The 13,079-nt window shown below is 48.0% G+C and carries 16 protein-coding genes and 1 pseudogene; 13 read left to right on the forward strand and 4 right to left on the reverse strand.

What is annotated here, in order from left to right; all coding sequences use genetic code 11:
* The first annotated feature begins 47 nt into the window (after nt 1-47).
* Complete coding sequence (locus Hfont_RS14785; protein ID WP_112993203.1) at nt 48-278, forward strand: hypothetical protein; 231 nt, start codon at nt 48-50, stop codon at nt 276-278.
* Between the two features lie 1,359 nt (nt 279-1,637).
* On the opposite strand, the gene Hfont_RS14795 is transcribed toward Hfont_RS14785, so the two are convergent.
* Nucleotides 1,638-1,931 carry a hypothetical protein gene (locus Hfont_RS14795; protein WP_112993205.1) on the reverse strand — a complete coding sequence of 98 codons (294 nt, stop codon included), beginning with the start codon at nt 1,929-1,931 and terminating at the stop codon, nt 1,638-1,640.
* Between the two features lie 419 nt (nt 1,932-2,350).
* Here Hfont_RS14795 and Hfont_RS14800 point away from each other — a divergent pair, with 419 nt between their 5' ends.
* Complete coding sequence (locus Hfont_RS14800; protein WP_133467298.1) at nt 2,351-3,025, forward strand: hypothetical protein; 675 nt, start codon at nt 2,351-2,353, stop codon at nt 3,023-3,025.
* Entirely contained in the window at nt 3,009-4,223 is a 1,215-nt protein-coding gene (locus Hfont_RS14805; RefSeq protein WP_112993207.1) for an XRE family transcriptional regulator, read from the forward strand. Before Hfont_RS14800 ends, Hfont_RS14805 begins: the two co-directional genes overlap by 17 nt.
* Nucleotides 4,224-4,412: 189 nt before the next feature.
* Here the strand turns inward: Hfont_RS14805 and Hfont_RS14810 are convergent, their stop codons facing one another.
* Nucleotides 4,413-4,946: a hypothetical protein gene (locus tag Hfont_RS14810; protein ID WP_112993208.1), complete on the reverse strand. Its 534-nt coding sequence runs from the start codon at nt 4,944-4,946 to the stop codon at nt 4,413-4,415.
* 554 nt (nt 4,947-5,500) lie between these two features.
* Here Hfont_RS14810 and Hfont_RS14815 point away from each other — a divergent pair.
* The 4 genes from Hfont_RS14815 to Hfont_RS14830 all read left to right on the forward strand — a co-directional run bounded on the left by Hfont_RS14815 (nt 5,501) and on the right by Hfont_RS14830 (nt 9,100).
* Nucleotides 5,501-5,827, forward strand: coding sequence for a hypothetical protein (locus Hfont_RS14815; RefSeq protein ID WP_112993209.1), 327 nt, complete (start codon nt 5,501-5,503; stop codon nt 5,825-5,827).
* Between the two features lie 167 nt (nt 5,828-5,994).
* Entirely contained in the window at nt 5,995-6,954 is a 960-nt protein-coding gene (locus tag Hfont_RS14820) for a DUF932 domain-containing protein (protein ID WP_112993210.1), read from the forward strand.
* Between the two features lie 116 nt (nt 6,955-7,070).
* Nucleotides 7,071-8,072, forward strand: coding sequence for a YqaJ viral recombinase family nuclease (locus Hfont_RS14825; RefSeq protein WP_112993211.1), 1,002 nt, complete (start codon nt 7,071-7,073; stop codon nt 8,070-8,072).
* A 107-nt stretch (nt 8,073-8,179) separates the two neighbouring features.
* Nucleotides 8,180-9,100 (forward strand): recombination directionality factor, encoded by a 921-nt coding sequence (locus Hfont_RS14830; RefSeq protein ID WP_112993217.1) that lies wholly within the window; start codon nt 8,180-8,182, stop codon nt 9,098-9,100.
* Between the two features lie 4 nt (nt 9,101-9,104).
* On the opposite strand, the gene Hfont_RS14835 is transcribed toward Hfont_RS14830, so the two are convergent.
* Complete coding sequence (locus tag Hfont_RS14835; protein WP_112993212.1) at nt 9,105-9,371, reverse strand: helix-turn-helix domain-containing protein; 267 nt, start codon at nt 9,369-9,371, stop codon at nt 9,105-9,107.
* Nucleotides 9,372-9,500: 129 nt separating this feature from the next.
* Between Hfont_RS14835 and Hfont_RS15125 the strand changes: the two genes are divergently transcribed.
* The 6 genes and pseudogenes from Hfont_RS15125 to Hfont_RS15335 form a co-directional block, all read left to right on the forward strand.
* On the forward strand, nt 9,501-9,671 hold the full coding sequence (locus Hfont_RS15125; RefSeq protein ID WP_162845926.1) for a hypothetical protein: 171 nt from the start codon (nt 9,501-9,503) through the stop codon (nt 9,669-9,671).
* Between the two features lie 26 nt (nt 9,672-9,697).
* Nucleotides 9,698-9,904 carry a hypothetical protein gene (locus tag Hfont_RS14840; protein WP_112993213.1) on the forward strand — a complete coding sequence of 69 codons (207 nt, stop codon included), beginning with the start codon at nt 9,698-9,700 and terminating at the stop codon, nt 9,902-9,904.
* A gap of 137 nt (nt 9,905-10,041) precedes the next feature.
* Nucleotides 10,042-10,974, forward strand: a complete 933-nt coding sequence (locus Hfont_RS14845) for a toxin-antitoxin system YwqK family antitoxin (protein WP_112993214.1) — start codon at nt 10,042-10,044, stop codon at nt 10,972-10,974.
* 58 nt (nt 10,975-11,032) lie between these two features.
* Nucleotides 11,033-11,371: a zinc ribbon domain-containing protein gene (locus Hfont_RS14850; RefSeq protein ID WP_133467297.1), complete on the forward strand. Its 339-nt coding sequence runs from the start codon at nt 11,033-11,035 to the stop codon at nt 11,369-11,371.
* Between the two features lie 34 nt (nt 11,372-11,405).
* A complete protein-coding gene (locus Hfont_RS14855; RefSeq protein ID WP_112993216.1) occupies nt 11,406-11,645 on the forward strand; it encodes a hypothetical protein in 240 nt (79 codons plus the stop codon).
* Nucleotides 11,646-12,415: 770 nt separating this feature from the next.
* Nucleotides 12,416-12,585 (forward strand): annotated as a pseudogene (locus Hfont_RS15335) (IS30 family transposase); the annotation flags it as partial.
* Nucleotides 12,586-12,657: 72 nt separating this feature from the next.
* Here Hfont_RS15335 and Hfont_RS14865 read toward each other — a convergent pair.
* A partial coding sequence (locus Hfont_RS14865) for a MauE/DoxX family redox-associated membrane protein (RefSeq protein ID WP_277740808.1) occupies nt 12,658-13,079 on the reverse strand: 422 nt, incomplete at its 5' end.

Consider the following 13,079-nt stretch of genomic DNA (forward strand, 5'->3'; position numbering starts at 1 on the left):
CTTGTCGGCAAATCGCCAGCATGTAAAGGTTGCCGCATGGAGGAATTATGGAAAAGAAAATTACTGATGACAAACCAGAGTTGCAAAATCGCGTAAATAAAACAGGCAGCGATGGGCTGGCGAGCTTCGATGAATGGATGGCCCATAAACAGCTTTGCCGTAGGATGTTCGTAGAAGCAGAGCTGTCATTACGCGTCTCCCGGGAGGATTATCTAGCCCAGCTCGAAACCGTTGTATCTCGCCACAAAGGCATGGTTAAAGGTTCTAATAAAGTCTAATACCCAGATTTTCAGACAGCTACGATAATTATTACGCTCAATACTCTACAAATAAGCCCGTACATGTGGGCTTGGTTGAGATACGACGCCGCATTTCCAATTCTCAGGCCCAGCAGCAGGCGAGCTAAAGCAGCTTGGTTGGAACGTCCGCTTTTTTCCGGTAGCGGACGATGGACGACAATCCTTACCTCATGAACTCCAGCCGACGCATGTGAGAAACAATGAATTTTTTGTGCGTTGAAGCAAAATGCAATGTGTTTTTTATCAGTATTTTACGAATTAATTAGCAATTTAATTCAGTTTTTTAGAACTGATAAGTTGGTAGTATTCCACTGTCGCTATTGACGTAATCAAGGAAAGCGCAAGGCAGCATTACGCCAGCGTTTCTTCTTCCCTGACATACAACCATCGCTATGCACAGCGTGATTCGTTATTAATAGAAAGCCGCTCTGGTCATCAGGTAGGCGGTCAATTAAGTGTGCAGAACAAGCTGGGGTTAGTGACTAGCTTGAGTTATTTGACCAATAAAAAGTTGGAATATTAAGTTAACAACTGCTCATAAGGAATATTCGTCTATGCTTTACACACTCAGCTGGTTTGTGGTTTTAAGTATTTTTGTTCTTTGGTCGCTGGCGGCATGGGCGTTTCATTCTGTCGCTCTATGGGCAGTCTCGAGTGCTGGTACGTTCACAAGCACAACGTCAGCCAGCGCTAGCCTTCGTTTACCAGAGGGGCTGGCCCTGTGGGTCCCTTCGGAAATAGTGCAGGCAATGACATCGCTGCTCTCGGGACTGGCCCCGGTTGTCGAAGGTTTACTTCACGCTGCGCCAGCACTGGTTAGCAGCTTGACGGTGGCGACTTGGGTGATCTGGGGCCTGGGCAGCGCGTTGCTGTTCTTCCTGGGGGCTGGCGCGCACCGGCTCATTTCGATATGGGGTCGATACAGTGATGGCTCTAGGACCCCTACGCACGCTAAGGGTATCCGTTGACGGTTGAATCTTGCGGCTTTTTGCAACGGAAGTGATGCACTGGACTCGCATCTTGTGAACGACTCAGCGCTTGGATACTACCGGCAGACGCAACACATTCCATTTTCTTTAATATGGAAAAATGTCGCGAACGAAGCCAAAGCTTCAGGATTTATTCTCCCGAATGCAGAAGGCAATCGGGAGCGGACTGACTGAATAATGAATATCCCATGAATATGGGGCAGTGAAATTGAACGTCCGCTATTAGTGGCGGACACAGCCAGCACACCGGGGCATCAAGCTAACAATGGTGTGTATACCGTCGTATTACACCTTCAATCGCTGCAACCTTCCTTGCCCCAGCAGCTTAGATTTCAGCTATATCCCGAAGTCACATGTACTGCTCAATATCTGGATACTCTTCCAGCATAGGTCGCAGGAAGTTACGCCATACTTCCCTGTTCGGTTGACCTGCTCGCAATCCTTCTATGCCGTATTCCCGCTTAATTCGGGGATCAGGTGATTCCGGCACCTTCACTCGATACTCGATTGTAATCACGTGTTCTAACGTTCCGTAGTCAAAGTCTTGCTCAATGCTTTTTACACTGGAAGACTCTGCATCCTCGAAATGGAATTGCAGATCCAACTCTGTGACATGTCTTGGATAGATGGGCAGCTGCTTCATCACGCAGCTCGCAACGTCGTTTCGGTTATCACATCAATTAACCGTCTGCATTTCCGAGATTTAGTTACAGGCACCTCGTTGATGTCTGCTGATTCGAAGACGTCTGCCTTCGCGCGATACTCAAGCCAAATAACGTGTTCTTGTGTGGCGTTATCGAAAGCTCGCTGTACCGGCTTACAGTTGATGTTGCACCTGCTTGTGTATTAAATGTTTGATTCAGTACATGTAAAAGCTTATTCCACCTGGTCATGTTATACCCCTCCGTTTTGGGTATTTATGTTTGAAGTACCGAAAAAATGTACAACAAACCAACGTGCCATAATAAATTCGGAAAAATCGCGTAACTAGAAACAATTTTTAAATTTAATTTTATAACACGAAACTTTTAATGATAATATTCCCGTTATTGGAAACTTTTCTTGAATATTATGATTAATATACTAAGCGGTGGATTGAAGGAACTGAAAAAGCTCATCACTGAAAATATTCCTCGTGATGCGCTTATGGCTTTCGAAGATGCTTATTACGCTGGCGATGAAAAAGGTCGGCGTCAAGCTTCCAACTTTGTACAAGGACATCGTCCCTCCGCTGCCGGACACGACAAACATTTTTTCACCAATGAGTTTTTCTTCGAAGCTTTGCAAGTTCATGGTGCTGAGCCCACCCCACTTCGTGGAACGAAGTTAGTCATTGGTCGTTTGGGAATTTTTAATATTGCTCGACTTAATGTGCCTGGTCATAAATGGACAAATTTACAGCGAAGCGCTACGCGGAAAAGATTAGCGGAACTCAACGACGCAATTGCTCGTAAGTATGTTCAAAGTGATTTTTTTACTGAAGCTGGACAACCCACCGCCGGGACAATTTTTATTGTCGGAGTAGTTGATGGTCGCGATGAAAATAACATATCACAGTTAACTCAAGTGATGATTGCTGTCCCCGCTGCCGACCTGAAATCGTGGCTTTATATAGAACCTCTAGCTGAATTTGTTAAACTTTACGATGAAGTAGAGAATGTAGTTCAGCTGGATAACGCCACGCCGAAACTTAAAGCACCAACGAAAAAGCAAACAGGAAATGACCAAGGGAATTAATGATCTACAACCGGCCCGTCTTGAGCAGGCTTTGTCCGCCCGCAATCTTTCAAAAGGGCAATTGGCAAGTTTGGTGGGTGTAGCGGCCTCCACCGTTACAAAATGGTGCAAAGGTGATCAAGCACCAGAGGCAATTACATTTGAACGTCTTGCATCCGTTCTCAATGTTCAAGCCGAATGGTTAACACGCCCCATCCTACAAGCTGTATCACCGCCACATTATCGTAGCAATGCCTCTGCATTGAAAACTGCGCGCTCTAAACTTGTTGCTAGGACTGAGTGGGGGCAGGAAATTGCCTTGCTTTTCAATGAATATGTCGATTTTCCAAGTGTGAATCTTCCCGCTCGAACATTCCATGATCCCGAGCAAATTAGTAATGCTGATATTGAGGCTGCGGCTGAGGAGTGTAGATCTCTCTGGCAACTAGGGCGCGGGCCTATACAAAACTTGGCCTTAGCGGCTGAAAGCGCTGGTATAGTTCTTATTCGCGAAGAGACTGAAATCTCAGCCATCGAAGGTTTGTCTAGTTGGAGCGGCCTATTAAAGCGACCCATTATCTTTTTATCCGCTGACAAAGCTAATGGTTTTCGCAGCAGATTCGATCTTGCGCACGAGATTGGTCACTTGATCCTTCATAAACACATTCTCAGGGGTGATGCGCCTGATCGATACAATCTAATGGAAAAGCAGGCGCACCGATTTGCTGGTGCGTTTTTATTACCTGCCGAAACCTTCGCTAGTGAAGTTCGCGTTCCCACTAATCTGGATAATTTGCTGATTCTTAAACAACGGTGGGGCGTTTCGGTTGCCGCTATGATGATGCGTCTGCATGCTCTTGGTCTTTTGAAAGACGATGAAAAACTTGCGCTATTTAAGCGCCGTTCGGCTCGCTGGGGATCAAAAGCTGAACCCGGAGATGATAAATGGGAAGTGGAAATGCCGCGGTTGTTACGGCGGACCGTTGAGCTTTTAGTAAATGAAGGTGCATTATCTCTAGAGACGATCCCCCGTTATCTTGGCTTGTCGTCGCGCGATGTTGAAACATTATGCGGACTGCCTGAAAGCTACTTCGAGGGCCCGGCCGATATAATCGAACTGGCGACTCTTCGTTCATCGAGGTCGCAGCATCGAACTGAACATCTCTCCCAGCCCGGGTCGGTTGTTTCTTTATTGGGTTTTAAAAAACGAGCTAGGTAATACCTATTACTCAACTTAACTGCCATGAAAAAAATGGCCCAGTTTTTCAACGGGCCATATAACGGTTTGATTTACTTGACGTTTTGTCGGTACATCAAGAGCTTAGAAAGCTCTTGATGTACTTTCAAAGTTTTTATTTCCAATCATCTAATCAAAATAATCAATGGTGGTCATTTTGATTCCGCGGGGTTATAAACCACCAAGATCTTCAATTGCATCAATTACCATGCTAGTGCCGATAGTAATTAACAAGATGTCTGTCGCAACCCGCACATATCGATGACCTGAAGGTGGCGGACCGAGGCGGGCTACTAATGTGCTTGGAACCGGGTAATAGACCACATCGCTCGGCAAGGCATAGCCCCTAGACCATTTCTTAGCCTGTCCCGGTGGCTGACAGCCATTGTTCTTTTTTGCCAAACCCGGTGGACACTTGCCAGATTTAAATTGTGATCCATAGTAATCATGAACGGCTTGGCGTTGAGTGCCACCAAAATATGCTCCAACGCTTAAATTAACATCGCTTCTGCCATTACTTTGGCTACCGCCTTGTCCATTCCCTTTGCGATCATCTTTGTTCCCACCTTTTCCATGATCGCCTTGATCACCGCCTTTATTTTTACCGCCACCTGCCCATTCTGGTTTGTCTGCGTATACAGGTGCGGTAGCTAGGCTCAGCATTAAGGCAGCCAACAGTGTGTTAGCGGTTTTTTTGAATAGCATGGTGATGTCCCCTTTGTGTTGGAATTAAAACATTCTACTGCTCGGCAATTCTTATAATGATTTCAGGATAGATACAAGTGTGTCTGTTTGTAATATTTTTTTATTAATTTTGCTGGTTTTCGTTCTTATTTGTAGAGGCCACGTTTCAAATGCTCCACACTCCAACACTTCTCGTTAAACCGGGACGATCAGCAACCTGCCACGAAAACTGGCCCAGTTTATCCAACGGGCCATCTAACTTTTTGATTTCCTTGACATTCTGTTGGCGCACCAAGAGCTTATAAGGCTCTTGATGTACCTGCACTTTGTCGAAAAGTCAGATAGTTCTTCAGAATTACGGACTGCGTAAATTACATTCTCCAAAGAGAAGCAGCAGCCGATCCCAAACAATTTCAAACATATATTCCATACTGAGACTAAGCAACCTCCATTGCGTAGCCATCGTTCAGTACATCTAATTTCATCTCTTAGACAAGGAAAAATATGCAAGAAATAATAAGCTTTCAATCGATAAATCTCGCGCGCGAATCTTCAGAAACGAAGGAGCATTCGACATGAGCCTCACCTGTCCAAGATGCCTATCTCACCGCATCGATATCAAGAGCTACGGCAAGAAGACAGGCGGTACCATCGGCACCGTAGCTGGCGCTGCAGTCGGCGTAAGCAGTGCAATGGCAGGTGCTGAAGTCGGTGCAACCGTTGGGATGCTTGCAGGACCAATTGGCATCGGCATTGGCAGCATTGCTGGCGCTATTATCGGTGGCCTGTTAGGCGGTGCAGCAGGATGCGCTACCGGTGCCACGCTCGGTGAAGTCATCGACGATACGGTGTTAGACAAATATCATTGTAGTGAATGCGGATTCACCTTCAGCAAGCAATAGAAACTGTATGATTTTCAGCTATTCGAGTTTTACAGCTCGTCAGTAGTTCTGCAATTTTCCCTCGTAACATCTCGTAACCCACACCCTTGCACTGACTGTTTGATCGCTACTGTATTCACAAAACGGCATCGTCACGTGCATACAAAACAAAAGGAAAAAATCACCCTATGGCGCACCTACTTGAAAAAATGGCCTATGTCGGCGCAACACCTTGGCATGGTCTAGGCAATCAACTTACCGCGAAACAGCCCATTGAAGTATGGGCACAGCAAGCAGGCATGGACTGGCAGATCCGGGAAGCACCCGTGCGCTTCATGACAGAAAGCGCTGGCAATCTCGGTGCCATCATGTCCTTCCCGGAGAACAAGGTGCTGTTCCGCTCGGACACTAACGAACCATTATCCGTAGTCGGCCAACGCTACCAAGTCGTGCAACCTCGCGAGATTCTGGAGTTCTATCGTGACCTGACAGAAATCTCCGGCTTCGAGCTGGAGACGGCTGGTGTTCTGAAAGGCGGTCGCAAGATCTGGGCACTGGCACGTACAGGACAGTCATCCACCATCAAGGGTAACGATGTGACAAATGGGTACGTTCTGCTGGCCACCGCTTGCGATGGCACGCTGGCAACGACGGCACAGTTCACGTCGATTCGTGTGGTGTGCAACAACACACTGGCGGTGGCTCTCTCCGGCAGTAACGGAGCAGTCAAAGTCCCGCACAGCACGTCCTTCGATCCACAGGCGGTCAAGCAACAGCTAGGCATTTCCGTTTCTACCTGGGATACCTTCATGTACCGCATGAAGGGCCTGAGTGAACGAAAGGTCAAATCAAAGGAAGTACAGAACTACTACCTGCGAGTCTTTACCGACCAAAGTAAAACTGCCTCGGGCTACACCAACGAACGCGCCATAACGAAAGCCATGGCGTTGTTCGATGGGCATGGCAAAGGGGCGGAACTAGCGTCCTCCAAGGGAACCGCATTGGGATTATTGAATTCAGTGACCGAGTTTATCGATCATGAGCGACGTGCGCGCAGTACAGATTACCGACTGGAGTCAGCCTGGTTTGGCCAGGGAGCGCATCTGAAACAAAAAGCACTGGATCAGGCATTGCTGATGATTGCCTAGAGGCTTTATTTTTACTGCGGTGTTCATTGCTTAAGTGATTTTTACCCTATCCGTCTCACACCCCTGCCCGACTGCACTTACCCCGCAGTCGGGCTTTTTATTTGAGGAGTCGCTTCATGAACCATCCTGCGATTGCACCTAAAAGGAAAGCGCCAGCATTACGGCTGGTATCAACAAAGGAATTGAGCCGTGATCATTGGCTCGAAGTACGGAAAGGCGGCATCGGTAGTAGCGATGCTGCTGCAGCCGTTGGTTTGAATCCGTATCAGTCTCAGCTTGAGCTATGGATGATCAAGACTGGGCGGGATGGGGGTTTGCCAAAAATTGATCCGAACGATGAAACCAGTCCGATGTATTGGGGCACGTTGTTGGAACCTATAGTAGCGGCGCATTACACGCGCCGTACCGGCAACAGGGTACGCAAGATCAATGCGGTACTTCAACACCCGGATGCCGACAAGGCATGGATGCTGGCCAATATTGATCGAGAAGTGGTCGGTGCATCGGACGTTCAGATCCTAGAATGTAAAACTGCTGGCGAATTCGGTGTCCGTCTGTGGCGAGATGGTGTACCTGAATATGTAGTCTGTCAGGTACAGCATCAGTTAGCAGTCACCGGCAAAGTATCTGCTGATGTTTGCGTCTTGGTGTGCGGTCAGGAAATTCGGGTACATCGGATTGAACGAGACGATGCTCTGATTGCCGGACTCATTGAACTGGAACGTCGCTTCTGGCAGTACGTGGAATCTGATACGCCGCCACCGGCAGATGGTTCTGATTCAGCTGATGTCGCATTGCGCTGTCTGTATCCAACTGATGGGGGTCAATGCCTTGATCTGACGGACGACCGAGACTACTCCAGCACCTTTGCCGATCTGGTAATGGTGCGAGAAGAAATCACTCAGCGGCAACTACTGGAGCCCCAACTGAAACAGAAAATCCAGCAACGCATGGGTGACGCAAGCAATGCCGTGTTCGAGACTGGCAGCGTCAGTTGGAAGCGGTCGAAAGACAGCCAGGCTTTGAATATGGATGCACTACTGCTGGACCAACCTGATCTTCCTACCCGCTATTCTGTAACCAAGTATGGCAGTCGCCGCTTTCTCATCTCAACGTAATTCCCCTATCCCTGCACGCCATTCTCCATCCGCCGCTATTAGGTCGGATGGCTTTTATGCCGCCCGGTCTCTTATTGAGGCTGGGCTTTTTTATTGAGGATTACATCATGATCAAAGGACTCGCCATCACCCCACCCGTCATCGGACGGATCTCCATCGGCAAGGTCGTCGAAAAGAACGGCAAACGTCTCCCAGAAAAGGATGATCAGTTCAGCATTACGACGCAAGTGCAGAACCGTGACGGCTGGGTCAATCATCCCTTGGACGAAGCGCTGCGTAAATCGTCTGGCAGTGACAAGCTGCGTTCGATTCCGATTCGCTTTCTGTTCAATGAACCGGATTTGAATTTGCGCGCTGAGTACAGCATGTTCGATCGTCAAAGCGGTCGGCCACTGTGTGTCGGTAACGGTGAGACGTGCAAGCGTTACACAGCTACAGGCATGCAAACCCTGCCCTGCCCTTCACCAGATGGATGTGATCTTGCGAAAGGCGGAGCTTGCAAACCGTATGGCCGACTGAACGTGATGATTGGTGATGCTGAAGAAATGGGAACGTTCATTTTTAGGACAACTGGCTTCAACAGTATTCGTACTCTGGCAGCGAGACTCAGCTATTACCAGGCAGCGTCCGGCAATCTACTGGCATGCCTACCCTTAGAACTGCGACTGCGCGGCAAAAGTACGACACTCAGTCACCGCACTGCTATTTACTACGTGGATGTCACGGTCAGGGAAGGACTGACGATAGAAGAGGCGTTTGCACAAGCCAGACAACTTAATGAACGTCGTCAATCTGGTGGCTATGGGCAAGCAGCATTGGATGTGGTCGCTCGCGAAGGATTACGCAACGGTGCGTTTGAAGATTCGGAAGAAGAAAGAACGGAGATCGTTGAAGAATTTTTTACTGAGGCCGACACAGGTACTGCAGGCCGTGCAGCTAAAACCGGCAGTGAAAAGAAAGTCGGGCTACGTGAAAAATTAATCGGTAAAGCTGAGAATTTAAAAATTAGTTCACCGCTCCCGAACTGAGCAATCAACGCGGTGGTTGTTTCTTAAGTTTACCCAACTGAGCCTTATACGCAGTAAGAAAATCAACCACCTTTATTCCAAGCGCCTCTGCAACATCAATGAACTCTGGAACGTCTAGGCGACGCTCTCCCCGTTCGTATTTTGAAACGAACGACTGGTTCTTCTGCAGTTTTTCCGAAACATCAGACTGAAGCATACCTTTGGCAAGGCGAGCTTCAGTGAGCATCTCCCTGAATATTTGATAACGCGGATCGTGAATTGGATTTGGCATGACTATATTCTCAAACCCATCCCGGGATATCCCAAAACCTGTTACAGGTTATGTTATATTTCCATGGAGAAATGACCTTCCTCTATACCAAGAGAGCCAACGAATTAATTTTTACTTAGGAGTCAAAAAATGAGCAACGAAGTGAAATGTCCCGAATGCAAGGGCAAAGGCCAGATCCCGTGTCCGCTCGAATACGGTGATGACGATCATCCCGACAGTTGCCCGGTCTGTGCCGGCAACAGCCGTGCCCGCGTACCCTGCCCTGAATGCGAAGGCAGCGGCAAGGTCGATGAATATTGATCTAACGTGATCCAGGAGGAGTGAACATGGATTTCTTCAAGATCGGCGACAGCGTCGATGATTTTCGGTTTTCTTTCGGCTTTGCCGATAAAGCCAAGGCAGCAGCCAAAGTGGCCGGTATTGCTGTCGCCAATACGGCCATTTTTGCCGGCAAGGCGGCAGTTGCCATCGGCGACCAAGCCATAGAACAAAAGAAACGTCTGGAAGAAGAACAGAAGCGACGGCAAAAATAAGCCTAAGCATACGGCGGGCTTTACCCGCCGTTTATCCGATGCCTCTCCTACCAACAAAACTAGGTGCACGGCATCAGATTCAGCTTAATTGCTGAGGCCGTATGCCTTGCTCCGACTCACTTATAAAGAACAAAACCATGATGAATGTGAATTGGACGAACGCCCTGCGCGTCGTCGTTAGTGCCTGCGTGCTTGCTTCCTTGGCAGCTTGCGGCCAAGACAAAATATTAGATGAACGCCATGCCGAAGTCGTCAACGGTAAGATCTACGAGGAAGGTGCGAATGAGCCCTTCGACGGAAAGCTGACCAACGTCAGTGGTTTGAGTACGCCTGTACTCAATCGTATCGTCAGTCAATTAAAGACGGCCGCACATTTGGGACTGGGCAAGCATTTAGAGCATCCCTTACAGCGCTACTTCTGTGATGTCGATATCAAAGGTGGACTATTTGACGGCAAGGCTATTTGCCGGCTTCCCCAAAGTGAGATCGTTATGAGTGAAATCACCTACGTAAAAGGAACGACAGAAGGACCGGCCACGCTGTATGTGCCGCGCAAATCCGATGTGTTAGTGGCGGCCACGTTCAAGGATGGGGAATTGGATGACAAGCTGGAAGTATCCAACCCTGACAACGGCAAGCTGATACTACGTCAGGAATGGAAGGTCGGCGTCCTGCACGGGAAGCTTAAGCAATACCTGCCAGACGGTTCCCATCTGATCTATACGGGAGAAACGACTGATGGTCTGAAAGATGGAGTCGAAGAGTCATTTGACCATCAAACCGGCAAGCGCAATGGTCGTGTTGAATGGCGTGCTGGCAAGCCGCATGGTGATGTCCAGCAATGGGGGGCCGATGGTCAACTGGTCAAGGATCAAGTCTACAAGGACGGGGTCTTGGTGGAGGACCGTCTGCAAGCTACCCCGCCAGCAGTTGCGGGATTGAATACCGATGTCTGTGTCGATCAATGGACGGCTGCGCATCGCAAGGAAGTAGGTCCTGATGCATCGATCGCTTTCGATCAATTGGATGAGTGGAGCGAATGGTGCAAGGCTGGCAAGGCACCACATTAACTACATCTCATCACTTCCCTTTGCAGCAATTCATTTTTTAACTTTATAAGGATGCACCATGAGCATGGTTTTTTGTCGCGGTTGCGGTAAGGACATACACGACAGTGCTGTTACTTGCCCGCATTGCGGCGCACCGCAAACTTCTTCTCACTCACCGTCCAAGATGCACTGGATGTCCATCGTTGCCCTCATTCTTGCTGTGCTGGCTTTTCTGGCATGCCTGGATGTTGATCAGTACGACAAGGATCAATTGGTCGGCACTGCGATCCTGGGCATCGCTGGCGCAATCTTCGCCGGACTCAGCCTGCAACAGAAAAAGCCTGGCAAGAATCTGGCAGTCGTTGCCCTGACATTTTCTGTTCTCTCTTTATTGGTGCTGCTTGGCACTGTCTCTTAATCATCATTACCAACCTGGCTAACTGAAAGAAATCATGACTACATCTAACAATCCGTCCAATATCGCCTACGCGTCTTACGATCAAATCCCTTGGTTCAGAAAACGCTGGTTTGCGATCATCAGTATTCTGGTATTCATTCCTGCATTCCTGGTCATTGCCTTTACCGGCGATGTGTATTTTGAGAGAAAGGGAGAAATCAAAACCATCCCTGGTTACAGCAAATTTCTCGTGTTGGGATTCTTTGTGCTGGCTATCATTTTGCAGATGGCGTAATCACTTTAATGCGGTTAGCAATTTAAGAGGCCGCTGCATGCGGTCTTTTTTTTGCCGCCCGGCCTATTCATACGAATACAAGGCGGCCTGTATTTTTACTGGAAATATTTTTTTTGCCTTCGAATGAGTATTCTCATCAAAGTAATGTGTGTCTACTCCATGCGCTTACTCAACTAGCAAATGATCGTTATACCTATCGCAGTAAAAAAATATCGCATACCCCCATCATGTGTTCAACGCTGGAGAGCAGTTGATCACTCGGCCTATCTAGTGCGGAGCAAATGCGGGGTTTTATATTCTTTATATAAGGGAGAGAGCTATCTCCCTCCCTCACTTCAGTTAATGAAGCATAGCTTCAATAGCAAGCTTGAGAGACGACATCCAAAAAGATGATTGAGTACATGCCAGGCAGAATAGCCTGGCGTTTATGCATCCGCTGACAAGAGTTTAGTGCTGTCGATAATAAGAACGCAGAGCGAGGCATTATCAAAATTCCGGAAAATAACTAGAATCAGCCACAATCAAATTCATAGAAAAAGAAGAATGCAAGCTATTGCCACAACAGACTTACTAGGACCATGGCGTGCGAGAAAGAATCATCGGAGAAGAAACTTAAATATTCGCAATGCGAACTTAAAGTTGCACTGAGGATGCGAAAGTTGCTACTCGAGCGCAGGACTTGTACTCAACTATTACCGGCCGCTTTCTATCTTGGGTTCAACCGGTGATGCAACACACTAATCGCTGCGTAAGCAGAAGGAATGTTGCAAATGGCACAGAGGTGTCGGATCTATTACACAGAAAGCCAGAAGACATTGATGTGGAAGCGCTTGCAGAGAGGCGAATCTCTTTAGCAGATCGCTCAACTGTTTGATCGCAGCCTTTTTTATCTATACAGCGTAATCTTGCCGAAAGCGGCGGCATACGACCGACCCAACAATCTAGTGCCATTAGCGATGACGTATCGCGGCTGATACATTGCTAGTTGCATCCACAAAGATGTCTACCAGCACTAGGTCGACATCGGTTTTAACACCATCCAAATGGCCATGCCAACCATCATCAAATTCTCGGTTAGCGATACAAAGCCTAATGGAACATTACTGTCACCCCCCACGCATGCACATTTAAGCTCCCGCTTGTCTATGTAGACGGCTTTGAAGACAGACGCGGCACCGACGATGCCAATGAAAAGTGCTATTGGGACAGATATCCACATTAATGTGTTCGCCGCCATAAGGAGTCCGGCCAGCCCTTCACCAAACGGGTACAGGTATGCGTAACGAACCCACCGTTTCGCCAAAAGATCATAGTTTAGAAACATTGTCGAAAAACTTTCGACATCCTTGAGCTTTTGTAGAGCGAGAAGACACATGGCAATGGCAACAAACCATTCAGCAGTCTGAATTTTGAGAACACTATCGAATGCAGCCC

The sequence above is a fragment of the Herminiimonas fonticola genome (genome assembly GCF_003293745.1).
Taxonomy (GTDB): domain Bacteria; phylum Pseudomonadota; class Gammaproteobacteria; order Burkholderiales; family Burkholderiaceae_D; genus Oxalicibacterium; species Oxalicibacterium fonticola.

What these genes read in the sequence shown, in the direction of transcription:
- Hfont_RS14820 (WP_112993210.1), top strand. Translation starts at nt 5,995, where the DNA reads ATGGCGCACCTACTTGAAAAAATGGCCTATGTCGGCGCAACACCTTGG.
- Hfont_RS14810 (WP_112993208.1), bottom strand. Translation starts at nt 4,946, where the DNA reads ATGCTATTCAAAAAAACCGCTAACACACTGTTGGCTGCCTTAATGCTG.
- Hfont_RS14830 (WP_112993217.1), top strand. Translation starts at nt 8,180, where the DNA reads ATGATCAAAGGACTCGCCATCACCCCACCCGTCATCGGACGGATCTCC.
- Hfont_RS14855 (WP_112993216.1), top strand. Translation starts at nt 11,406, where the DNA reads ATGACTACATCTAACAATCCGTCCAATATCGCCTACGCGTCTTACGAT.
- Hfont_RS14805 (WP_112993207.1), top strand. Translation starts at nt 3,009, where the DNA reads ATGACCAAGGGAATTAATGATCTACAACCGGCCCGTCTTGAGCAGGCT.
- Hfont_RS14840 (WP_112993213.1), top strand. Translation starts at nt 9,698, where the DNA reads ATGGATTTCTTCAAGATCGGCGACAGCGTCGATGATTTTCGGTTTTCT.
- Hfont_RS14825 (WP_112993211.1), top strand. Translation starts at nt 7,071, where the DNA reads ATGAACCATCCTGCGATTGCACCTAAAAGGAAAGCGCCAGCATTACGG.
- Hfont_RS14815 (WP_112993209.1), top strand. Translation starts at nt 5,501, where the DNA reads ATGAGCCTCACCTGTCCAAGATGCCTATCTCACCGCATCGATATCAAG.
- Hfont_RS14850 (WP_133467297.1), top strand. Translation starts at nt 11,033, where the DNA reads ATGAGCATGGTTTTTTGTCGCGGTTGCGGTAAGGACATACACGACAGT.
- Hfont_RS14795 (WP_112993205.1), bottom strand. Translation starts at nt 1,931, where the DNA reads ATGAAGCAGCTGCCCATCTATCCAAGACATGTCACAGAGTTGGATCTG.
- Hfont_RS14835 (WP_112993212.1), bottom strand. Translation starts at nt 9,371, where the DNA reads ATGCCAAATCCAATTCACGATCCGCGTTATCAAATATTCAGGGAGATG.
- Hfont_RS15125 (WP_162845926.1), top strand. Translation starts at nt 9,501, where the DNA reads ATGAGCAACGAAGTGAAATGTCCCGAATGCAAGGGCAAAGGCCAGATC.
- Hfont_RS14845 (WP_112993214.1), top strand. Translation starts at nt 10,042, where the DNA reads ATGATGAATGTGAATTGGACGAACGCCCTGCGCGTCGTCGTTAGTGCC.
- Hfont_RS14785 (WP_112993203.1), top strand. Translation starts at nt 48, where the DNA reads ATGGAAAAGAAAATTACTGATGACAAACCAGAGTTGCAAAATCGCGTA.